The sequence below is a fragment of the Candidatus Baltobacteraceae bacterium genome, assembly GCA_036488875.1.
Classification (GTDB): Bacteria; Vulcanimicrobiota; Vulcanimicrobiia; order Vulcanimicrobiales; family Vulcanimicrobiaceae; genus JAFAHZ01.
Genome location: DASXGW010000008.1, coordinates 11467 through 33393, shown reverse-complemented (window position 1 = coordinate 33393; position 21927 = coordinate 11467). Strand labels below are relative to the sequence as shown.

23 protein-coding genes are annotated in these 21927 nt (G+C 63.6%); 15 read left to right on the top strand and 8 right to left on the bottom strand.

The genetic code is table 11. The features are described from left to right. Positions 1–85: 85 nt before the first annotated feature. Positions 86–955: a methylated-DNA--[protein]-cysteine S-methyltransferase gene (locus VGG89_10395; protein HEY1976946.1), complete on the top strand. Its 870-nt coding sequence runs from the start codon at positions 86–88 to the stop codon at positions 953–955. Here the strand turns inward: VGG89_10395 and VGG89_10390 are convergent. From VGG89_10390 to VGG89_10365, 6 genes are read right to left on the bottom strand one after another with little or no spacing between them, the layout of a single operon-like run. Further along, positions 939–2450, bottom strand: a complete 1512-nt coding sequence (locus tag VGG89_10390; protein HEY1976945.1) for a phospholipid carrier-dependent glycosyltransferase — start codon at positions 2448–2450, stop codon at positions 939–941. The genes VGG89_10395 and VGG89_10390 overlap by 17 nt on opposite strands. Positions 2451–2454: 4 nt before the next feature. Beyond that, entirely contained in the window at positions 2455–2700 is a 246-nt protein-coding gene (locus VGG89_10385) for a hypothetical protein (protein ID HEY1976944.1), read from the bottom strand. Next, on the bottom strand, positions 2690–3250 hold the full coding sequence (locus tag VGG89_10380) for a sigma-70 family RNA polymerase sigma factor (protein ID HEY1976943.1): 561 nt from the start codon (positions 3248–3250) through the stop codon (positions 2690–2692). The genes VGG89_10385 and VGG89_10380 overlap by 11 nt, the downstream gene beginning before the upstream one ends. A 46-nt stretch (positions 3251–3296) precedes the next feature. Beyond that, positions 3297–3554 carry a DUF5985 family protein gene (locus VGG89_10375; GenBank protein ID HEY1976942.1) on the bottom strand — a complete coding sequence of 86 codons (258 nt, stop codon included), beginning with the start codon at positions 3552–3554 and terminating at the stop codon, positions 3297–3299. 2 nt (positions 3555–3556) lie between these two features. Beyond that, positions 3557–3817: a DUF5985 family protein gene (locus VGG89_10370; GenBank protein ID HEY1976941.1), complete on the bottom strand. Its 261-nt coding sequence runs from the start codon at positions 3815–3817 to the stop codon at positions 3557–3559. Further along, positions 3807–4205, bottom strand: a complete 399-nt coding sequence (locus VGG89_10365; protein ID HEY1976940.1) for a hypothetical protein — start codon at positions 4203–4205, stop codon at positions 3807–3809. The genes VGG89_10370 and VGG89_10365 overlap by 11 nt, the downstream gene beginning before the upstream one ends. A gap of 80 nt (positions 4206–4285) precedes the next feature. Between VGG89_10365 and VGG89_10360 the strand changes: the two genes are divergently transcribed. The 3 genes from VGG89_10360 to VGG89_10350 all read left to right on the top strand — a co-directional run bounded on the left by VGG89_10360 (position 4286) and on the right by VGG89_10350 (position 6839). Then, positions 4286–4720, top strand: a complete 435-nt coding sequence (locus VGG89_10360) for a hypothetical protein (protein ID HEY1976939.1) — start codon at positions 4286–4288, stop codon at positions 4718–4720. Positions 4721–4812: 92 nt separating this feature from the next. After that, entirely contained in the window at positions 4813–5853 is a 1041-nt protein-coding gene (locus tag VGG89_10355) for a hypothetical protein (protein HEY1976938.1), read from the top strand. Beyond that, positions 5850–6839: a beta-propeller fold lactonase family protein gene (locus VGG89_10350; GenBank protein ID HEY1976937.1), complete on the top strand. Its 990-nt coding sequence runs from the start codon at positions 5850–5852 to the stop codon at positions 6837–6839. Before VGG89_10355 ends, VGG89_10350 begins: the two co-directional genes overlap by 4 nt. Before the next feature lie 21 nt (positions 6840–6860). On the opposite strand, the gene VGG89_10345 is transcribed toward VGG89_10350, so the two are convergent. After that, positions 6861–7970 carry a hypothetical protein gene (locus VGG89_10345; GenBank protein ID HEY1976936.1) on the bottom strand — a complete coding sequence of 370 codons (1110 nt, stop codon included), beginning with the start codon at positions 7968–7970 and terminating at the stop codon, positions 6861–6863. Next, a complete protein-coding gene (locus VGG89_10340; GenBank protein HEY1976935.1) occupies positions 7970–9736 on the bottom strand; it encodes a hypothetical protein in 1767 nt (588 codons plus the stop codon). The genes VGG89_10345 and VGG89_10340 overlap by 1 nt, the downstream gene beginning before the upstream one ends. A gap of 501 nt (positions 9737–10237) precedes the next feature. Between VGG89_10340 and mraZ the strand changes: the two genes are divergently transcribed. Genes mraZ through murG form a run of 11 tightly spaced genes read left to right on the top strand, consistent with a single transcriptional unit; the run spans position 10238 to position 21924 of the window. After that, positions 10238–10687: a division/cell wall cluster transcriptional repressor MraZ gene (mraZ, locus tag VGG89_10335; GenBank protein ID HEY1976934.1), complete on the top strand. Its 450-nt coding sequence runs from the start codon at positions 10238–10240 to the stop codon at positions 10685–10687. A gap of 12 nt (positions 10688–10699) precedes the next feature. After that, positions 10700–11572, top strand: a complete 873-nt coding sequence (rsmH, locus tag VGG89_10330; protein HEY1976933.1) for a 16S rRNA (cytosine(1402)-N(4))-methyltransferase RsmH — start codon at positions 10700–10702, stop codon at positions 11570–11572. Further along, positions 11573–12013: a hypothetical protein gene (locus VGG89_10325; GenBank protein HEY1976932.1), complete on the top strand. Its 441-nt coding sequence runs from the start codon at positions 11573–11575 to the stop codon at positions 12011–12013. It begins immediately after the preceding gene. A 35-nt stretch (positions 12014–12048) separates the two neighbouring features. Then, complete coding sequence (locus VGG89_10320; protein ID HEY1976931.1) at positions 12049–13758, top strand: penicillin-binding protein 2; 1710 nt, start codon at positions 12049–12051, stop codon at positions 13756–13758. Beyond that, a complete protein-coding gene (locus VGG89_10315) occupies positions 13751–15211 on the top strand; it encodes a UDP-N-acetylmuramoyl-L-alanyl-D-glutamate--2,6-diaminopimelate ligase (protein HEY1976930.1) in 1461 nt (486 codons plus the stop codon). The genes VGG89_10320 and VGG89_10315 overlap by 8 nt, the downstream gene beginning before the upstream one ends. Continuing rightward, positions 15208–16581, top strand: coding sequence for a UDP-N-acetylmuramoyl-tripeptide--D-alanyl-D-alanine ligase (murF, locus tag VGG89_10310; GenBank protein HEY1976929.1), 1374 nt, complete (start codon positions 15208–15210; stop codon positions 16579–16581). The genes VGG89_10315 and murF overlap by 4 nt, the downstream gene beginning before the upstream one ends. Next, complete coding sequence (locus VGG89_10305) at positions 16578–17294, top strand: coenzyme F420-0:L-glutamate ligase (GenBank protein ID HEY1976928.1); 717 nt, start codon at positions 16578–16580, stop codon at positions 17292–17294. The genes murF and VGG89_10305 overlap by 4 nt, the downstream gene beginning before the upstream one ends. Further along, entirely contained in the window at positions 17291–18253 is a 963-nt protein-coding gene (gene mraY / locus VGG89_10300) for a phospho-N-acetylmuramoyl-pentapeptide-transferase (protein ID HEY1976927.1), read from the top strand. Before VGG89_10305 ends, mraY begins: the two co-directional genes overlap by 4 nt. Further along, positions 18250–19668, top strand: coding sequence for a UDP-N-acetylmuramoyl-L-alanine--D-glutamate ligase (murD, locus tag VGG89_10295; protein ID HEY1976926.1), 1419 nt, complete (start codon positions 18250–18252; stop codon positions 19666–19668). The genes mraY and murD overlap by 4 nt, the downstream gene beginning before the upstream one ends. After that, a complete protein-coding gene (gene ftsW, locus VGG89_10290; GenBank protein HEY1976925.1) occupies positions 19661–20827 on the top strand; it encodes a putative lipid II flippase FtsW in 1167 nt (388 codons plus the stop codon). The genes murD and ftsW overlap by 8 nt, the downstream gene beginning before the upstream one ends. Further along, positions 20824–21924, top strand: coding sequence for an undecaprenyldiphospho-muramoylpentapeptide beta-N-acetylglucosaminyltransferase (gene murG / locus VGG89_10285; GenBank protein HEY1976924.1), 1101 nt, complete (start codon positions 20824–20826; stop codon positions 21922–21924). Before ftsW ends, murG begins: the two co-directional genes overlap by 4 nt. Positions 21925–21927 lie beyond the last annotated feature (3 nt).

Here is a 21927-nt window from a genome sequence, read left to right as displayed (position 1 = left end):
CTAACGTCCCGGTCGGGCCTGGCGACCCCAACCGGCGGCAACTTTCGGATGGCTGGCCCGCTTGCCGGCCGTTAGAGTGATACCCATGGTACAGCAGACACCCTCGTCAGTTCCTGAGCGGATCAGGAAAATTTGCCGGTACATCGAGACCCACAGCGAGGAACCCCTCACCCTCGACCGGCTTGCCTCGATGGCTGCGATGAGCCGCTATCACTTCGCCCGCAGCTTCAAAGCCGTCGTCGGCGTCACCCCCAAACAATATCTCGCCGGGATACGATTCGCCGAACTCAAGCGGGGCTTGGCGCAAGCTAAACCCGTCGACGCGGCAGTCTACGATGCGGGCTACGGTTCGGCGAGCCGCGTCTACGAGCAGGCGATCTCCCGGTTGGGCATGACGCCGGCGCAGTACCGGCGGGCCGGTGAAGGCGTTGCTATCTCGTACGCGCCGTTGCGGACGCCGGCCGGTCTCATGATGATCGGCGCGACGGATCGCGGGATTTGCTTCGTGCAGTTCGGCGACTCCGAAGACGAGCTGATCGAACGGCTGCGCGCGGAGTATCGCAACGCCGACGTCACCCCGATGCAAACGCCACCGCACCCCGCGTTCGCGCAGTGGGTCCAAGCCATCGCGCGCCACGTCGCCGGCGATCAGCCGCACCTCGACTTGCCGTTGGACATTCGCGCGACCGCATTTCAAATGCGCGTCTGGAAATATCTGCAGTCGATTCCGTATGGCGAAGTGCAATCGTACGCCGAGGTTGCCGATGCGATCGGTTCGCCCAACGGCGCGCGCGCCGTGGCCGGAGCGTGCGCGAGCAATCCCGTCGCGGTGGTGATTCCGTGTCATCGCGTCATTCGCGGTACCGGCGAGCTCGGCGGCTATCGCTGGGGCTTAGAGCGCAAGCGCGCGCTCATCGATCGCGAGCGCGCGCACAGCGTCAGCCGGGGCCGATAATCCACGTCGGAAGCCACATGCGCGCGTGCCAGGCGTTCCAGGTGACCGCATGGGCCGAGAGGATGGGATAGAAAAAGACGAACGCGATGCCGGCCAGAGCGACATAGGCCGCCGAAACGAGGCCGGAAAGCCGTCGCACGTTCTGCAGCGCGATCGCGTTGCACAAGCAAATCAATGGAATGTCGTCATAAAAATGATAGGCGAACGTAATGCGCGGCGATCCCATCCACGGCAGCCATTGCATGAGATACGTCAACACGATGAGGGAACAGCCGATGTTTCGTCGAGCAATTGCTAGCCACCCTACGAACGGTACCGAGAACAGCCCAAACCAGAGGACGACCGGATTCGGCAGCGACGTAATCTCGAGTACGCAGCAGCCGTTAGGGTCTTGTTTGTTCGTGCGGCGGTCGTCGTAGAAATAGGCGACCGGAACGTCGTCGAGCGGCCATTCCCACCATTTCGACGAGTACGGATGCGTGGCGCGCAAGGTGTCGTGGTAGTCGAACATCTGCTTCTGCCGGTTAAGGACGTCGCCGAAGCTGTGGATCTCATTGGGATCCGGCGAGTTCCTGACCAGATCCGGCACCCACGAAAACGTGTAGACGGCGGCGCTGACGCAAACGATGGCAGCAAGGGTACGGGCGAGCCGAAAACTATGCGGGCGGCGCAAATAGAGCCCGGCGAGAACGACGAAGCTTACGCCGAAGCCCATGACCCCGTACCACTTGGTGCTCACGAGGCAACCGAGTGCGATCGAAAAGAGCACCAGCCACAGTCGCGATGCACCGCCGGCCTGTACCTCCATCACGAAGCGGTAGAACGCATAGGTCGCGAACGTCGCAAAGACGACGGCGAAGCCTTCGGGCGTCGCGATGCGCGACTGCACGAAATGCATGCCGTCGAGTGACAGCAGGATCGCCGCGATCGAAGCGAAGAGCGTCGATCCGGTAACGCGCTTGGCAAATGCGTACAGCACGACCACGGCCAGCGCGCCGAAGACGACGTCGAGGAAACGCCAGCCGTGCGGGTTGTCGCCGCCGGGCATCCCGCCGAAGAGCAGCATCGACAGCGTGACGAGCAGCTTGGAGAGCGGCGGATGCGTGTTCTCGTAAATGCGGAGATTGAGCAGATACTCTTCTCCGGCCCGCGCGAAGTAGAGCTCGTCAAAGATGCCGCAATGCGATAGCCGCCCGAGCGTCCAGCACGAGGCTCCGTCGGGCCGCCAATACCCGATAAACGACAAGGCGAAGTTGCCGGCACCGATCGCGCCGGCGATCGCGTAATCGAGCGGCCAAACCATTGGCGTCGATTCCTCCGGCCAATCGGCCGTCTCGACGCGTGGGAGGCGCGCGCTTTCCAGGCGATGTATGCCGGCGACGAGCAGCGCGAAGATCGCAACGAGCGCCGGAATCGTCAGCGCGCCGCCCGAGAGCGCAATGAGATCCAGCCCGGCGATCGTCGCGATGCCGGCTAAGAGAACCCACGGAGGCACGGTGTTAGGTGACGAGAGGCGACGGAGTCGCCGAGACGATGGGAGCGCGCGCGTGTGCCGGAGCGTATCGTTCGCACGCAAGCGTCAGGGTAAAGGCCGACGTCAAGGCAATCGCGGCGACGAGCATCCGCCAACGCGTCGTCTCGCGCGTGGCCGCGGCGGCGGAACGTACGCGAATCGCGGCGACCGGTACGGGCGGCACCGGGACGTCGAAGGTCTCGCCGAGCGCCAGACGCAGATCAAACGACACGAGCCACCTCCAAGAAGCGCGATGACGACCGCGGCTCGTCGAGAAGCCGCTCGAGCGCGCGGCGCGCCTCGACCAGATGAAAGCGCACCGATCCGGCCGGAATCGCGAGCACCGCGGCGATCTCGGTGCTGTTCATTCCGGCGTAATAACGAAGCACGATGACCGCCCGCTGCAGTCGCGCGAGTTTGCCGAGAGCGGATCGCAGATCTGCGCGCAGGGTCGAGACGGCGATGTCGTCGACGCTCGCGGGAGCGAATCCCAAAACGTGGGACAGCGCGCGTTTGCGTTCGAGCCGGGCCGCTTCGCGCACGACGATGCGATAGAGCCAAACGCGAAAGGCTTCGGCCGTACGGAGCTGCGAGATCCGCGTAAAGATCGCGGCACACGCCTCTTGTGCGGCGTCCTGCGCGAGATCGCGGTCGCGCAGCAGCCCATAGGCGATCCGATAGGCGTGCGGCCACGCCTCGGCGACGAGACGATCCGCGGCACCCGGACGTCCGGCACGCGCCGCCTCGATGGCGGCGGGAGCGATCTCTTGTCGGTCAGCCATCTTCACGGTAATAGAGGCTTCGAGCCGGCGAAGTGTTGGCCTCGGTTTAGGGTCGCTGGCGGTTCTTGTCGACGATGGCCGCGATGATCAGGCCAAACGCGATCAGGCGCATGATATAGATCGCGGGCGACGAGATCTCGCTCGCGTGCGTGATCGCGAGCACCAGGCGTTCCACGCCGAGTATCAGGAAGGCGACGGCGAACCATACGAAGAGACGGTCGAGCGTCCGGCGCCAGAAGCGATAGAAGAACAACGAGGCAACAAAGCTGCCGAACATGATCGCCCCGGATATGAGGCCGTACACGACTACTCCGCCTCCATGATGAGACCGTAACAGAGCGCGGCGATTCCCAGCAGCGCCGGCACGAGACGCCAGATGGAAAGATCGACCTGAGGCAACAGCACGACGTCGATAAAAAGCATCGCATTGTTGGCGCACAAGCCGGCAAAGCAGAGCGAACTCCAAAACAGCAGGCGTTCGCGCGACCGAACGTAGGCGCGGGCGAGCAGCACGGCGCACGCGGCGCTTGTGAGCATGCAAAGAATGTAGACGATGCTAGCGGTCACGGTCGTCACCACCTAACAGGAAAGCGTCCGAAAAGCTCTCGAGCGCGGACGTTCGCTTGGAGTAAATGAGCCCGATGACGCTGGTTGGGCGCGACGCGTACTCGCCCCGAAGCTCGCTCACCAGCACATCGTGCGCGACGTCGGAAACGTATCGGAATTGACCCGAGTCCTCGCGCACTACCAGCCCGCGCGCGCACAAAATCGCGAGCCGGCGCGCGATCGAGGTGTGCGAACTCGACAGCGCCGTGCTCAGTTCGGCAATCGTCCAGCAGCGCGCCAGATCGCTCTGCAGCAGCAAGAGGACGTCTACTTGCTCTACCGAGGCGACGTTTTGACGAACGAACTCGCGAAATGCAGCGGAAAACTCTTTACGCTCCAAGGCCGACATATGCGTCGACGATAGTCCGAATCACCTGCGGCCGCCGAACTCACAGAGTTGTCAAAGGCGGCGGAATCATAATATGAGTCATGAAACGAAATCTTCCACCCGCCTTCGCACTCGCGTTCGCGTTTGCCGCGCTCGGCGGAGTAACGACCCCCGCTTGGGCGGCAGCGCAGTACGGAGGATCGGGTGCAAACCTCGCTTACGTCGCCGCGTTCCAGACGGCTATCGGGCCTGCCGGTATGCCACATCTCGGATCGATGCGGCTCAACATTCACGACGATTCCATCGACGGTACGTATACCGGAATGTCGGCCATGCCCGATCCGCTCAACGACCGCATCGTTGCGGTGACCGGAACGATCGACCGTCAAGACGGTCACGTTGCGCTGCAGATCGGAGGCTCGATGTCGTTCCAGGGCACGATCTCGGCCGACGATACGATTTCCGGAACCGCTGACTACCGCGGACATCTTTACGACTTCGTGGCGGAACGCGGATCGCCGGGCAGCGGTAAGTAAGGGTTAGGCGTCGATTAAAAGTCACGCATAGATTGGGACTTTAGAACCGGTTCGTGCAGTAGTGTTTGCGCGAATGCGAAACGCCGGTAGACATGGGACTGCCGGCTTTTCGTTTGCGAACGGGTCGATATCCATTTTTAGCAGCGGCTCTCGTTTCGGCGACCGGCTGTTCCGGTTTGCCCGCGCAGCAGATCTTCCCAGCTATGCCCTCGCTGCGCGCGACCGCCCCGTCCTTAATTCGCCATAGCGCGTCGTTTAACAATCTCTACGTGGCCAACGCTTCGACGGTGACGGTCTACGCGCCGGGCAGCGGTTCGGTTCTGCGAAAGATCGTGGGAGTTAGACCGTCGGCGCTGGTGTTCGATTCGTCGGGAACGCTCTACGTCGCTAACGATGCCGGTAAGGGCAGCGTGCCCGTGTATCCGGCGGGAGCGACGATGCCGTCGCGCACCATTACGCAGAAAGTAAGCGTGCCGCGTACGCTTGCGGTCGATTCGGCCGACAATCTCTACGTCGCTAACGGATACTTCAGCGTCGGCGTGTATGCCCCGGGCTCGAGCACGCTGCTGCGCGCACTCAAGAGCTTCTATCCGATCTCCGTCGCGTTCGATACCGCCGACGACGTTTACGTCGGTCGCAGTTCCGGACCATACGGCGGAGTCGGTTCGCGCGTCGTGGTCTTTGCTCACGGGAGCACCGGCATCGTAGCGAAGATCGCCGTCGGTGTCAGCGATCCGCAGTCGTTGGCGCTCGATGCAAAGGATACTCTGTACGTTGCCGATACGAATCTCAACGTCGTCGCAGTCTACTCTAACGGCGCGACCAAACCGCAGCGCGAGATCAAGAACGGTATAAGCGGCCCCGTGGCCGTGCGTCTCGATGCGTCGGGCAACCTCTACGTCGCAAATAACGTCGCGAGTACGGTTACCGTGTACGCGCCTGGAGCGTCGAAGCCGCTGCGCACGATCAGCTCGGGAATAACCGCCCCGACGGCGCTGCTTTTCGACGGCTCCGGCGCGCTTTACGTCGCCAATCGCAAGATGGTCGCCGTCTATGCGCCGGGCGCCGCTTCGCCGAAGCTCAAGATTCGCACCGGTATCGATCTGCCGGTTGCGCTCGCGCTGGGTCCGTGAACCGGCTTCGCACGCTCGCCGCCATCCAAGCCGCACTGCTCGCGCTCGCGGGCTGTTCGGGCGCCGGCATGCCGGCACCGGTGAATCCGTCGCCCGTTACGCGCGCGGCCGCTTCTTCCGAAGAGATCTTCGTCGCCAATCATACGGCGGTCACGGTGTACGCTGCCAACGGTAAGCTGCTTCGAAGGATCGCCGCCGGCTTGAACGCGCCCGCTGCATTGGCGGTCGATGCAGAGCGCAATCTCTACGTAGCCAATCGCGGCAACTCGACGGTGAGCGTCATTAAAGCCGACAGCACGACCGTGCTGCGGACGATGAGAACTGGGATCTCGCAGCCGCGAGCACTGGCGTTCGATCGACAGGGCAACCTCTACGTCGGTAACAAGGGCAACGGCACCGTCACGATCTACGCGCCCAACAAGACTGCGCCGATGCTCACGATCGTCCACGTCGATCCGCACGCGCTCACCTTCGATCGGCTCGACCGTCTGTACGTCGGGAATCCCGGCCTCAACGAGATCCTCGTGTTCGAACCCCACAGCATAACCGCCGGCCGCACGGTGCACACGCACAATGGTCCCCTCGGCATCACCGTCGACGGCAACGACATTCTCTACTGCGTCAACAACACCAACGTAACGGTGTACGCGCCGACCGCGACGACACCTACGAAGCAAATTACCGCGGGCATCGACTTCCCCAGCACGCTCGCCCGTTTCCAGAATACGCTGTACGTGGCGAACTGGGGCGTCACTCAAACGCAGTCGACCGTAACCGTTTATAATCTGAAGAATCTGGCGCTTTCGCAAACGATTTCGCGCGGCGTCGGGAACCCGCTCGCATTAGCGGTCGACGGTACGGGAAATCTGTTCGTCGTCAACGGTGCGTTCAGCAACGTCACGGTCTACGGCCCCGGCAAAACCACGCCGATGCTGACGATCTCATCTCAGATCCGGCAGCCCGTGGCCCTCGCCATCGCTCCCTAACGTCGTCGGTGCCCCGAGGGTTTACGGGCCGACGGCTATAGCCGTGGCCGACGTTACGCCTTCCGTAATGGTGCTCACAGGCACGGAACCTCCGGGGGCGTAGACGGCAATCGACGGATTCACGTAGCGTGCCGGATGGTTCTCGTGCGGACCGATGTTTAGAGCATAGATGTAACCGCGATCGTCGACTGCGATCATGCGGGGGTTCTGCAACCCTTCATGGATCACGCGCGACGGTCTCGTCGCGCCGGCTTCGTACACGTCGATGTTGTACACCGGCGTTCCGGGGTGGTGAAGCACGTATTGGGGACGGCCGAAGTAGAGCGCATACATCCGCCCGGCGGAATCGACGCGAAGATCGCTCAGACCCAATTTCGGCGGCCCGACGATCGTGCGCAGTTTCGTCGTCAACCCCGGAGCGTACGCGACGATCTGGGCCGACAGCGTCGGCCACGTGCCCGTGTAGCCGCCGACGTAGACCGAGCCTTTAGCGTCCCGTGTCATCGACGTTGGTGGGAAAGGAAATGGAACTTCGCGCACCTGAGTCACGGACGTTCCGGGTGGGTAGATCGCGATACCGGGCTGTTTGGCCGCCGCCCCAGGCTCATGCGCTAAGAAGATGCTTCCGCCGGCGTCCGTTACAAGTGAATAGGGGTTGAACCCGAGGGCGATGGTTCGGATCGGTACGGAGCTCCAAGGCGAATATTCGATGATGCCGGTGAAGGTTGATGTGTAGTTCTCTCCCGCGACATAGAGATTATCCGACGCATCGACGCTCATTGCCACGAAGTCGGGCGGCACGCCGTCCGTGATGATTCTCTTCGCTTTTGTCGTGCCTGGCGGTATCTCGATTATCGCGTGCCCACACTCTGCGACGAGCCATCCGGTCACGGTAAACGCGAGCGGTCCCACAAACGCACATCCGGCCGGCCCAACGATTTCGTATTTTACGGTCGTCGCGCCAAGTGCGTATACCTCAATCCTATTTGAGCCGTAGTTTTCGAGATAGAGCGACTGCGCATCCGAACTTTTTGCGTCTGCAGCCGGAACGGGCAACGGCTGAGCCGGCTGCGAACGCGCACCGCAGCCGGCGATGACGAGCGCGAGACAGCCCGCAGTGACGAAACGCACTACGAACCTCCCAAGGCGAGCGCGTTTGGCGCGTCGACTCCGCTGTGAATCGTCAACGACGGAGTACTCGACCCCGGTGCATACATGGTCACCGTGTTTAACGAGGAGTTCGCTACGTAGAGATTTCCCACCGGATCGAATAGCAGGGCTGACGGTGCGCCGACGCCCCGCACGATGGATCGCCCCGGCGTCGTCGCGCCCGGCGCGTACACGTCGACGGCGTTCGTGCTCTCGTTGGCAACGTAGAGATTTCCCGCGCCGTCAAGCACAAACGCTGATGTCGGCGCGCTAAGCGCGATCTGCCGCAACAGCTTACTGCTCCCGGGCGCATATTCGAAGATCGTCGCCGGCCCGTAGCTTGTAAAATACGACTTAGCGCTGCCTACAAACAGATTTCCCGATCCGTCGACAGCGAGGCGCTCGGGTGCGTTCACCCCAATGACGTTCGACGGCGTACTGCTTCCGGGGGTAAACATCGTTACGTAGTTCCCTGGATAATCCGAAGAAGAACGAAATCCGTCGGCGAGGTTTCCGACGTAAAGGTTGCCGGTAGCGTCGACTGCGAGCGCTACCGGCATATGGATTTCCGACGTGCTCGAACCCGCGATGGTGCGCACTGGACTGGTCGAACCGGGCGGATAGATTCCGATGGATCCGGGATAGTTCGCCGTTCCGCCGCCCTCGTGCGAAACGTAGAGCGACCCGTTCGAATCCAGCGCAATTGCGGAAACGTCGTTCGTGCCGGAAAGATCGGTCAAAGGCGTGAGGCCGCCCGCTGCGTAGACGCTCACTCCTGCGGCTCCCAGCACGTCGAGATTTCCCCATCCGTCCACCAACATCGAATTCAGTTTGGAGATCTGGGAGGAAATCGTGCGCACGAGGTTACCGGTTCCAATCGGATAGATCGTGACCGAATTCTTCGCGACGTTTGAGACAAAGAGATACTGCTTAACCGCTTTACCCGGCGCGCGCATCGTCGACGGAACGTTGACGCCGGTGGTAATCGTTTGCGCGGGCTGCGACGACCCGACTACGTAAGACACAAGCGATCCCGCACCGCTCGAAGGAGCATTTGCTACGTAGAGACGCCCGAAAGCAAAGTCGAGCGCGCTTGGGTGATTTATACCGGCCCTGATGGTGCGGAGCGGTCGTACGCCGCCCTTCGCGAAAACCGTGACCGATCCGGTTCCGTCGCCGTCGTTGGCAACGTACATGTTTCCCGACGAATCGAAGACGACGCGCACCGGCACGTCGATTCCCGCGGTAATACGCAGCTTGGGTACGTTGGCGTACGGCGGATATATCGCGATCGATCCTTTTCCACTGGTGCCGCCCGCATTAGCGACGACCAAACTGCCATCCGAAGCGAATACGGTCCAACGCGGATCGTTGAGGCCCTTGCGAATCGTACGAAACGGCTTCACGGCTCCCGGCGCATACACCTCAATGGTGCTGTTTTGGACGACGTATAGCGAGCCGTATTGATCGAACGCGAGCCGCCGCGGCGCGACGACTCCGGAAATCGTTCGTATCGGTGCGCTCTGGTGCGGCGCGTATACGGTCACGCTGTTCTGATTGCCGGCGTAAACGTTCCCCATGAAATCCGTCGCCAGCGCCGACGGCGACGAAACACCTTGCGTGATCGTGTCCTCGAGCGTGAGAGTCGCCGCGTCGTAAACGGTTAGCGAGTCTCGCGCCGAGTTGGCAACGACGAGGTCCCCGGAAAGTTCGAACGCGATTGCGCTCGGTCTATCGATCCCGTTCACGACCTGATGAACGGGGTTAGAACCCCCGTTCGCAAAAACCGCGACGCTGCCGCGTTGGGTATTTCTTCCTACGTTGGCAACAAAAAGATCGCCACTGTATCCCGCCGCCGAACGCTCTACACGCGAAACCCGAACCGCATTCGGCAATACGCCAAACGAGGAAGTACGCGCAGAGCAAGCGGCAATCGCCGATAGCGCGAGGAGCGTTAGCCAACGCAAGGGCGCTAAATTGCGCATGGGAGATACAACGATTCGTTTCCTTCTCGCATTTCCCCACGGACGTATTTCTCGCCGATTCGTGGAGAACCGACAGGCGTAGGCGCTCGTGCAAAGCGCTCGCCTTCCAATAACGCGAGCGGAAAGACGTCATCGAACAAGCGTTCGTGCTAGATGGACTTCCGTAATTAAGCTGGATCCCGCCACCGGTCAAACTTGCCTCGCGCCTTCTTGGGGCGTATAGTGGAGCAAAGTAGTGCTTAGTGGTGTCTCCGGAGGACTTAGGTGCAGGCGGATCTGCCGCGTTTCGCTGGGTCGGAGCAGCACGCCCTCGACGGTAAGGGGCGTCTCATCGTGCCCGCGCGCTTCAGGGACCGCCTGGGCGAACGCTTCGTCCTAACCATCGGGCACCCGGACCCGTGCCTCGCCCTTTTTCCGCTTGCGACGTGGGTGGAAATCTCGCGCCGGCTCGAGGCGCCGCCGCGCAAGGAAGACCGCGACAAGTACCGGCGGTTTTTGCGCTACATCTTCGCCCATACAGAGGAAGTCACAAGCGATACCCAGGGCCGGGTCGTCATTCCCGCCAGTCTGCGCGCCTATGCCGGCATCGAACGCAACGTCGTCTCGGTCGGCATGATGACGCGCATCGAGATTTGGGCCGCGGAACGCTACAACGTCGAGAGCGTCTCGGGGGGCGAGGTTGCCGATTTCATGGCCGACCTCGGCGTGTACTGATGTGGTGCGCGCATGAGCCACGTCCCAGTGCTCTTGGGTCCGGCCTTGGACTGCCTGGAGATCCGCTCCGATGGGATCTACGTCGATGCGACCTTCGGTGCGGGTGGGCACTCCCGGGCGATCTTGGATCGTTTGGAGACTGGCCGGCTCCTCGCGTTCGACGCGGATCCATCGGCGATACCGCGAGCGGCCGAGATCGCCGACCCTCGCTTTACCTTTATACCGGCGAACTTTCGCGAGCTGTGCGAGCAGCTCGACCGTCAAGCGATCGGGTCGATCGATGGCATTTTATTCGACTTGGGAGTATCGTCCATGCAGTTTGACGATCCCGAACGCGGCTTCTCCCTGGGCAAACCCGCGCCGCTCGACATGCGGATGAATCCGTACGCCGGGCGCACCGCGTACGACGTTCTCTCCAGTGCGAGCGAGCGCGAACTGGCCGACATGTTCTTCCATTACGGTGAAGAACGTGCCGCGCGTCGCATCGCACACGCGATCGTCGAGCGGCGCGCGTCAGGGACGCTGCCTGCCACCACCACCGAGTTTGCATCGCTGATCGCGGGCATCGTTCACCGCCCTGGGCGGCGCGAGCGCATCCATCCGGCGACGCGCGTCTTTCAAGCGCTGCGCATCGCGGTCAACGACGAGCTCGACGCCCTGCGCGAGGGCCTGCACGCCGCAATTGGGCGCTTGCGTTCGGCCGGTCGAGTGGCCGTCATCAGCTTTCACTCGCTCGAAGACCGCATCGTGAAGCATACGTTCCGCGACGACGAACGGCTCGAAGTCCTGACGCGCCGGCCGCTGGCTCCCACGGAGCACGAAATCACGCAAAACGTTCGCGCGCGCAGCGCTAAGTTGCGCGCGGCTCGACGAAAGGCCAGTTAATTGGTACAGCCCCGCCAACTCGAACGCAAGCACCGGATTCCCAATCCTCGCACCGCGCGTGCGGCGACGCACCGGCGCATCGACAAAAAGTCGAAAGCGCGATATAAGAATCTACTGCAAATTTCGGGCGCACTCACCATCGTGCTGGCGTTCCTGATGGCCTACGTCGTGCTCACGTCGGAACTCACCGGGTTGTCGTACGCCGTTGCCAACGCCAAGCACGAGCGCGCGGCGCTCCAAGCCGAGACGATGCGTCTCGACGACAAGATCGCGGTGCTTCGCTCGGACGACCGTTTGGCGGCGCTTGCCGCACGCTTGGGCATGATCGAACCGCAGCATTTCGCCCTGGTCGAGCTGCCTTCGTCGGCGCAGGCGTCGCAGGGGCGGCATCTCGCCGCCTTCTCCTCGCTCGCGGGGATGTTGATTCCCGCTCACCCCTAGCAGTGCATCAACGAACGTTCGCGCGCGTCGCCCCGATGCGTGCTAAGTATCTATTCTACGCTTGCCTGCTCATCGCGCTCTACCTGGTCTGGCGGCTGGTCGACGTGCAAGTGCGTAACGGACCTGCCTATGCGCGCGACGCGCTCGCGCAGCGATCCGACACGGTGGAAGTCTTCGCGCGGCGCGGCAGTATTCTCGATCGCGACGGAAACGTGATGGCGCGTTCTTTGCCGTCCGAAAGCGTCTACGCGGTACCGCGCGACATGACCGACGTCAATCGCACCATCGCGCAACTGAGCAAGACGGTCGGCAAACTTTCGCCCGAAACGATCGAAGGACTGCGTGACAAACATTCGTGGTTCGCGTGGATCGCGCGCAAAGTGCCGCACGACGTTGCCGAACGCGTGCGCGATCTCGGCTTGCCCGGTATCGCGTTAAAAGAAGAAGACTCAGGCTTGCGCGTCGATACGGTGGGAACGCTGGCGTCGACGGTGATCGGTTTCGTCGGCACCGATGAAAACGGCCTCGACGGACTCGAGTACTCGTACGACGACGTCCTGCGCGGCCGCTCGGGCTCGATGACGCTCGAAGCCGACGAGTTCGGACGGCCGATTCCGTTCGGAATGGAACGCGTCGTCAAGCCGGCGGAACCCGGCGACAACGTCGAGCTGACGATCGACTCGTATTTACAGTTCGCCGCCGAACGCGCATTGGCAAAGCAAGTCAAAGCCTTTCACGCACTCGACGGAACGGCCATCGTGATGGATCCGTGGACCGGCGAAGTGCTTGCGCTCGCGAACATGCCCGACTTCGATCCGAATCGTTTCTGGAAGTTCGGCGACGGAGCGCGCCGCGACCGCGCCGTGATGGACGCCTACGAGCCGGGCTCGACCTTTAAGCTCGTTACCGCCGCGGCCGCACTCGAATCCCATAAGGTGTCGCTGACGTCGGTCTTTCCGGCGCGCGACGCGCTCGAAGTCGGCGGCCGGGTAATCCACAACGCCGAAGACGATATGCCGCTAAACGGCAGCACCGAAACGCTCTCGCAGATCATCCAGTACTCGCACAACGTCGGCGCCGCCGAAGTGGGCATGTCCATCGGCGCGCGTACGTTTTACGACATGGAGAGACGCGCGGGCTTCGGCGATCCGACGGGCATCGGTCTGCCTGGCGAAAACCCCGGCATCGTGCCGCCGCCGCCGGATTGGAGCGCGCCGTCGCTCGCGACGATGTCGTTTGGGCAAGGCGTGTCGGTGACCCCGATCGCGATGGCGCGCTACTACTGCGCGATCGCCAACGGTGGCCTGCTTCTCCAGCCGCGGATCGTTCGCGCCGTCTACGATCAAGACGGCAAGCTGGTCCGCACCACTACCCCTAAGGTCGTCCGCCGCGTCTTCTCCGAAAAGACCGCCGCCGAGCTGCGCGCCTTCCTGCGCTTGGTCGTAATGCACGGAACGGGCGACCCGTCGGCCCAAATCCCCGGGTATACGACTGCCGGAAAAACCGGCACCGCGGAGATGGTCGTCGGCGGCACCTATCGCGCGGGATACTATGCCGCCTCGTTTATCGGAATGGTCCCCTACGAACACCCGCGATACGTGGTTTACGTGAAAGTCGAGCGTCCCATCGGTTCCTACTACGGCAGCGTCGTCGCGGCGCCGGCCTTTTCCGAGATTTCACGCGCGGCGATGCTGCACGCGGGCATTTTGCCGGTGGAAGATCCCGTAAAGCCGGCGCATGGCTGAGCGCACGATGGAGCTGGCGGCGCTGTTGCTCCGATTGCCGGCGAGCTCGCAAGTCAACGGCGACACCACGCGCTTGGTCACCGCAATAACGATCGACTCGCGGGCGGTGTCTCCGGGAGCGCTCTTCGTCGCGCTGCGCGGTGAACACGCCGACGGTCACGAGTACGTCGCGCAGGCGGTTGCCAAGGGCGCGATCGCGATCGTCGTCGAGGCGGCGCATCAGCCGCGCGTACCGGCGCACGTGACGGTCGTACACGTTCCCGATACGCGGCGCGCGCTCTCGCCGCTCGCCGCCGCGTTTTACGGCGATCCGTCGCAGGCGCTCGACGTCGCCGGCGTGACCGGCACGAATGGAAAGACGACGACGACGCGCATGATTGCCGCAATCTGCAATGCGGCAAACCGCCCGTGCGGCGTCATCGGCACCGTCGGCGCCGAGTTCGGCGATCGATCGTGGACGCTTGCGAACACGACGCCGCAACCGGTGGAGCTCCAAGGCCTGCTCGCGGCGATGCACGACGCGGGGGCGACTACGGTCGCGATGGAGGTCAGCTCCCACGCGCTCGCACTCGATCGCGTCGAGGACGTGCGTTTCCGCATCGGCGTGCTGACGAACGTGACGCGCGATCACTTAGATTTTCATCAGACGTTGGAATCGTACGCGGCGGCGAAGCGCCGGCTGTTCGCGCTCGCGCAGACGTGCGTGATCAATGCCGACGACGAACACGGCTTGCGCTGGGCCGCCGATCTTCGCGGGCGCGGCGTCGAAACGCTGACCTACGGCAGCCGCAGCGCCACCTTGGTCGCGACCAACGTGGCCGTCGAACCGGGCGGCAGCCGCTTTACGCTCGACGGCCGCGAGTTCTTCGTGCGGCTTCCCGGACGGTTCAACGTTTGGAACGCGCTGGCCGCAATCGGCACCGCGCGCACGTTGGGCGTCGACGATGCCGCATCGGCTGCCGGATTGGCCGAGCTCGAACGCGTGCCCGGACGGATGGAGCACGTGCGTGGCGGCGCCATCGACGTCGTCGTCGATTACGCGCACACGCCCGACGCGCTCGAAAACGCGCTGCGATCGCTGCGCGAAACGACGCGCGGCAAACTCTTCGTCGTCTTCGGCTGCGGTGGCGATCGCGATCGCGGCAAGCGTCCGGAGATGGGCGCCGTCGCGGCCCGGTTGGCCGATCGCGTGATCGTGACCAGCGACAATCCGCGCAGCGAGGATCCCGGCTCGATTGCCGCCGAGATCGTTGCCGGCAGCGGGTCCCAGTCGACCGTCGCGGTCGAGCTCGACCGGCGGCGCGCCATCCAACGCGCCGTTTCCGAAGCGGGCGCGGGAGACGTCGTGCTCGTCGCCGGAAAAGGACACGAGGCGTATCAGCTCGTCGGCGAACGGGTTCTCGATTTCGACGATGTCGCGGTCGTGCGGGACGCCTTGGAGCGTCTAGCATGAACATCCCGATTCAACAAGCCGTGACCGCGCTGGGTGCGACGCTCTTCGATGCCGATGCCGCGCCGGCCGAGGTGCGCGTCAGCACCGACACGCGCACGCTCGAGCGAGGCGACACGTTCGTGGCCCTGACCGGCGACCGGTTCAACGGTCACGACTACACGGCCGACGCCGTCAAGCGCGGCGCCGCGCTGCTGGTCGTCGACGAAGCCGATTCGCGCGTTCCCGGAGTCGCAACCCTCCTGGTCGAGCGTACGCGCTCGGCGTACATGACGTTGGCGGGCATTGCGCGCGACACGTTCGCGGGGCGCGTCATCGCGATTACGGGCAGTACCGGAAAGACGACGACGAAGGCGTTCCTTACGCAACTGCTGGCGACGAAATACGGAAGCCGCGTGATCGCGGCGCCGGCCAACGAGAATAACGAGATCGGCGTCGGCAAACTGCTGCTCGCGGCGTCCAATGAAGAACACGACGCAATCGTGATCGAGATGGGGGCGCGCCAGTACGGCGACGTCGCAACGCTCGTCGCGTTTGCCAAACCCGAAGTCGGCGTGCTGACCAACATTGGCGAAGCGCACTTGGAAATCATGGGATCGCGCGAACGGCTTGCCGAGACGAAGTGGGCGCTCTTTGAAAAAGGCGCGCGTGCGGTGCTCAACGCCGACGATCCCGTCTCGGTCAAGCGTGCCGCCCGTTTGGTGCATCCGCCGCATTGGTTTGCCGCGCGCGAAGCGGAAGCCGCGGATCGTCCGGGCCGCATGACGACGTTGGCCGGACGCTCGCGCGCGGTCGATCGCGACGGCGATCGCTGCGAAGAACTCGACGTCGACGTCAACGTTCCCGGCCTGCACAACCGCGCCAACGCGGCCGCGGCAATCGCGGGCGCGCTCGAGCTCGGCGTACCGCTCGCGTCGATGCGCGAGGTTCTGGCGACGTTACGCTTGCCCGAAGGACGGTTCGAATCGTTTCGCGTGCCCGCCGGCTGGCGCGTCATTTACGACGCGTACAACGCCAACGCGAGCGGAATGGTCGCTGCGCTCGACGCGTTCGCCATGGAGAAACCCGAACGCGCGATTGCCGTGCTCGGCAGCATGGCCGAACTGGGAAACGAATCTGAAAAATTGCACGAGCGGGTGGGGGCGCACGCAGCCAAGCGCGTCGACGTATTACTTGTTAGCGGAGAATACGCCGGCGCGCTGGCCCGTGGAGCCGCCGGGGCCGGCTTTTCGTCGCAGATGATCGTGACGATCGACGATAACGCGCAGGCCGCTCGCTGGCTGCGCGAACACGCGCGCAAAGGCGACGTCGTGCTGCTCAAAGGATCGCGTAAATACAAGCTCGAGGAAATCGTGGAGGACCTGCTCGCGTGAGTGTTGCGACGCGTTCGCTCGCCGTCGTGCGTCCCGAGCTGCCGCCGGGCTTGGTTGCCATTCCCGTACGCACGCGGTTGGTGCGGCCGGGCGACGATCTCGTTGCCGTGGTTGCCGAAGCGGTGAGCGGGATCGCGCGCGCGGGTGACGTCATTGCGGTCTCGGAGACGGCCGTCGCGATCGCCGAAGGCGAGTTCGTTCCGGCGGAGTTCGTGCGTCCGTCGCGGCTAGCATATGCGTTGTCGCGACGAGCGGGCGCCTTAGCAACCGTCAACCAGCCGGAGTCGATGCAGCTCGTGATCGACCGCGTCGGCGTTTGGCGCGTCGTGCAGGCAACCGCGGCGCACGTGCTCGGCCGCCTGCGCGGACGCCGCGGCGCCTTCTACGAAGTCATGGGCGATGCGATTACCGCCATCGACGGCTACACCGGAACCATGCCACCCTACGAACGCGCCATCGTGTTTGCGCCGCGCGATCCCGACGCGTTCTCGGCGACGTTTGCGTCGCGCACCGGCATCGCGTGCGCGGTCGTCGATGCCAACGACTTACAAAAGGCCAAAGTGTTAGGTGCGTCGGACGGCGTGAACCGTACCGCTATCGAGCGAGCGCTGCTGGATAATCCGCACGGCAACGGCGACGAACAGACGCCGGTCGTCGTATTGAAGTGGCGCGCCGCCGGAAGAAGTCCGCTGCGCGAGGACGTTCCGGCATGACGCTGTTGGCTGCCGCACCATTATGGGCGTTCCAGGGCGCGGTCGTGGCGCTCGTCGTAGGAGCTCTCGTGCTGCCGCTGCTGCGCCGATTGCAGTTTCGCCAACGTGCGTACGAGGACGCGCCGGCCACGCATCAAGTCAAGAGCGGTACCCCCACGATGGGCGGCGTGATCTTCATCGTGGCGATGGCGCTCGCCATGCTCACCCGCGTGCCGCTCGTCGTGCCGCTCGGCTTTTTGGCGATCGCGTGCGGGCTCGTCGGATTCATCGACGATTATCTTGCGGTACGTCAGGGGACCAATCGCGGATTGCGCGCGCGAACGAAGTTCTTGCTCACGGCGCTCGTCGCTATCATGTTCCTGCGCGCGCTCGACGGATCGTACAGTTTCTTTCCGCGCGACACGCTATTTCACGCCGGTTCCTACTCGCTGATCGCACCGCACTGGCTGTGGCTCGTGCTCGGCATTGTCGCCGTGGTCGGCACGATCCACGCCGTCAACCTTACCGACGGACTCGACGGACTCGCAACCGGAACGATCGTGCCCCCGCTAGTGGTGTTCGTGTTGATCGGCGCGCAAACGCTCGTACCGGCGGCAATGATCGGTGCGGCGACCGGGCTGGGCGCGTGCTTGGGGTTCCTCTACTACAACCGCCATCCGGCCAAAATGTTCATGGGCGACACGGGATCGCTGGCGTTAGGCGCGCTGCTCGCGGGTGTCGCCATTTTGAGCGGCGAGATGCTGCTGCTGATCGTGATCGGCGGCGTCTTCGTCGCCGAAACGCTATCGGTCATTTTGCAAGTGACGTACTTCAAGCTGACGCACGGCAAGCGTATCTTCCGTATGAGCCCGCTGCACCACCATTACGAGCTGGAGGGCTGGCCCGAAACGAAAGTGACGGGGCGCTTTTGGCTGGCGTCGCTGTTGTGTTCTGCCGTGGGCTGGGCGATCGTTCGATGAGTAGTTTTTTTGCATTCGACGCTACGGAAACGGTGCTCGTCATCGGGCTCGGCAAGAGCGGTCTCGCCAGCACGTCGGTGTTGCGCGATCGCGGTGTGCGCGTGTACGCAACCGACGAAAAACCCGCTGCCGAGCTGCAAGACGCCATCGCTGCGGTCGAGTCGGCGGGCGGGACGTTCGTCTTGCCGAGCGAGCTGCAGCCGGTGTTCAAAGGTCTCACTTCGGCGGTGCTGTCGCCGGGCGTTCCCCCGACGTCGGCGGTCGTCCGCGCGGTCAACGCCGCGAACGTGCCGGTGGTAAGCGAGATCGAAGTTGCGTACCGCCTGTGCAAGGCGCCGATCGTCGCCGTGACCGGTACCAAGGGAAAGTCGACGACGACCGCGCTGATCGGTCACCTTTTGCGCGAGTGCGGCCGCACCGTGTACGTCGGCGGGAACATCGGCAATCCGCTGATCCAAGAAATTCTGCCGGCGACCGAGCGCGATTGGGTCGTTGCCGAAGTCTCGTCGTTCCAGCTCGAAGCGATTCGATCGTTTCGTCCGCGCGTCGCGGTGTTGCTGAACCTCGCGCCCGATCATTTGGATCGTTACTACTCGATGGACGAGTACGCCGAGGCGAAGTATCGCATCTTCGCCAACCAGTCGATGAGCGATTTCTTCATCGGCAATCTCGACGATCCGCGGATCGCACAGCTCCATTGGCGCCACGGCGAGACGCGGGTGCAGGCGCATCAAATGTGGTTCACGTTAGCCGCTAATCCGTCGGATCTGGGCGCGGGCTCGGCCACGATGTACGTACGCGACGGTATCGTGACGTACGCGCCGGTCTCCGGCGATCCGCGACCCGTCGCGATCGTCGGGCGCGGCGACATTCCATTAGCCGGCGAGCACAACGTGCAAAACGCGATGGCCGCATTTCTCGCGGCGATCGCGGCCGGATGCGACCCGGGCGCGTTGGGCGCGGCGGTGGCTTCGTTTAAACCGATGCCGCACCGGCTGCAGACGATTGGCGAAGTCGGCGGGGTGACCTACGTCGACGACTCCAAGTCGACCAATCCGGGTTCGGTCGTTGCGGCGCTGCTCGCGTTCGATCGTCCGATCGTGCTCATCGCCGGCGGGCGCGCGAAAGGCACGAGCTTTGAAGAGATGGGGCGCGCCATTCGCGCCCGCGTCAAAGCGCTCGTCGCGATAGGCGAAGCGGCGCCGGAAATCGTCGAGGCAAGCCAAGCGCCGGTAACGGTGCGCGCCACGTCGATGGAAGATGCCGTGCGGCGTGCGCGCGATTTCGCGCAAGCCGGCGACGTCGTGCTCCTTTCGCCGGGATGCGCGTCGTTCGATATGTTCCGTTCGGCCGAAGATCGCGGCGAGCGTTTCATCGCGGCGGTCTCCGAACTTCGGGAGCCGGCCGGTGCGTAGCGGCGCTGCGGTAGCACGGAATCGGCGCAGCGAGCGCGCGCCGGTGCAGTCGTACGTTACGCAGCCGCCCGACGCGGTGCTGTTCGCGCTGGTCGCGGCACTGGTCGGTATCGGTCTGGTCATGGTCTTTTCCGCGTCGAGCGCGACGGCGTACGCCGAACACGGCGATATCGCGTACTATCTCAAGCGCCAGCTGATTTGGCTGGTCGCGGGTTTGGGCGCCGCTTACTTCGTGTATCGCCTCGACCTTACCGCGCTCAAGCGCGCGGCGCCGTTCTTGCTGGTCGGCGCGGTCGTCGGCCTGGTGCTCGTCTTCGTTCCGCACATCGGCTTGGGCGTTAACGGCGGCCGGCGGTGGATCGGCGTGTCGTCGTTGAGCGTCCAGCCGTCGGAGTTTGCGAAACTCGGCGTCATCATTTATCTGTCGGCGATGCTTTCGGTGCGCGGGGAACGCATCACGTCGCTAGGCAGCGGCCTGTTTCCGCTGTGCGTCCCCGTCGTAATCGTCGCGCTGCTCGTGCTCAAAGAGCCCGACATGGGAACCGCGAGCCTAATCGTCTTTACCGCGTTCGCGCTGTTCTTCTCGGCGGGCGCGCGCGTCGCGCATCTCGCCGCCGTGGCATTGGTGACCGTTCCGTTTGCCGCCGCAACGGTGCTCACCAGTTCCTACCGGCGTGCGCGCATCTTTGCGTTCCTCGATCCGTGGAAGGATCCGCAGAACACCGGCTTTCACATCGTGCAGTCGCTGCTGGCGCTCGGAAGCGGCGGGATCTTCGGCGTCGGCTTGGGTGCGTCGCGCGCCAAGTTCTTCTATCTCCCCGAACAATACACCGACTTCATCTTTTCGATTCTCGGCGAAGAGCTCGGCTTGGTCGGCGCGCTCACCGTCATCTTCCTCTTCATGGCCTTTACCTATCGCGCGATTCGTATCGCGCTAGGCGCGCCCGACCGGTTCGGATTCTTCTTGGCGATTGGATGTGCGTCGATGATCGCGATCCAAGCCTTCATCAACATCGGCGTCGTCACGTCGTCGTGGCCCGTTACCGGCGTGCCGCTGCCGTTCATCTCGTTCGGCGGAAGTTCGCTGGTCGTCAATCTGATCGCCGTCGCCCTCATCGCCAACGTCGGCCGATCCCGACGCCTCAGCGCCAGAGCGTGACCGTTGTCTTTGCAGGCGGGGGCACGGGTGGCCATCTGTATCCGGCCATCGCGATTGCCGACGCGTTAAAAGCGCGCGGTACGGCATCGGAATTCGTCGGCACGGCCGGTCGGCTCGAAGCCAAGATCGTGCCGCAAGCCGGCTACACGCTGCATCCGATCGCGAGCCGGCCCCTATCCCGAAAAGTCAACGCCGAACTTCCGCTGACCGCATTTGCCAATGCCGCGGGAACCGTGCAGAGTTTCGCACTGCTGCGCAAACTCAAACCCGCGTTCGTGATCGCTACCGGCGGATACGTATGCTTTCCGCTCGTGCTGGCGGCGCGCACGCTGCGAACGCTCGCACTCTACCGCGGACCGATTGCGCTTTTTGAACCCAACGCGCGTCCGGGATTGACGAATCGTCTGCTCGCGCCGCTCGTCGACGAAGTCTGGGGTGCGTTCGACGCCGGCGATGCGCGCTTTGACGGAAAATACGTGAAGACCGGCGTTCCGGTGCGCGCGTCCTTACGCAATCTGCCTTCGCGCGAAGCGGCCGTCGCGCGTCTCGGACTCAATCCAAGCCGCAAGACGCTGCTCGCGATGGGCGGCAGTCAGGGCGCGCGCGCGATCAACGATGCGCTGACCTCGCTGACCAAAAGTGATGGACTTCCACCGGGCTGGCAGCTGCTGCAAGTGACGGGCGAACACGAGTACGACCGCGTACGTGCCGAGCTCGGCCCGTCGGATTCGATCGTTCGACCCTATCTCAACGATATCGCCGACGCGTACGCCGCCGCCGATCTGGTGCTGGCGCGTGCCGGCGCGTCGACGCTCGGCGAGCTGGGGGCCTTGGGGAAACCCGCGATTCTCGTGCCGTATCCGCACGCGGCCGAAGACCATCAAGCGGCAAACGCGCAACAGTTTACGGCGGCGGGGGCGGGCGTAACGGTTGCGGACCGCGAGCTCGCTTCGGGCCGATTGCGCATCGTTTTGGCGGAATGCGCCGAACCGGCGCGCTTAGACGCGATGCGGGCGGCGGCCGCCCGTTTGAGCGCGGGCGATCCGGTTGCGACCATTGTCGCCCGGGTCGACGCCTTGTTGGCGAGAAAGAACTAAAGC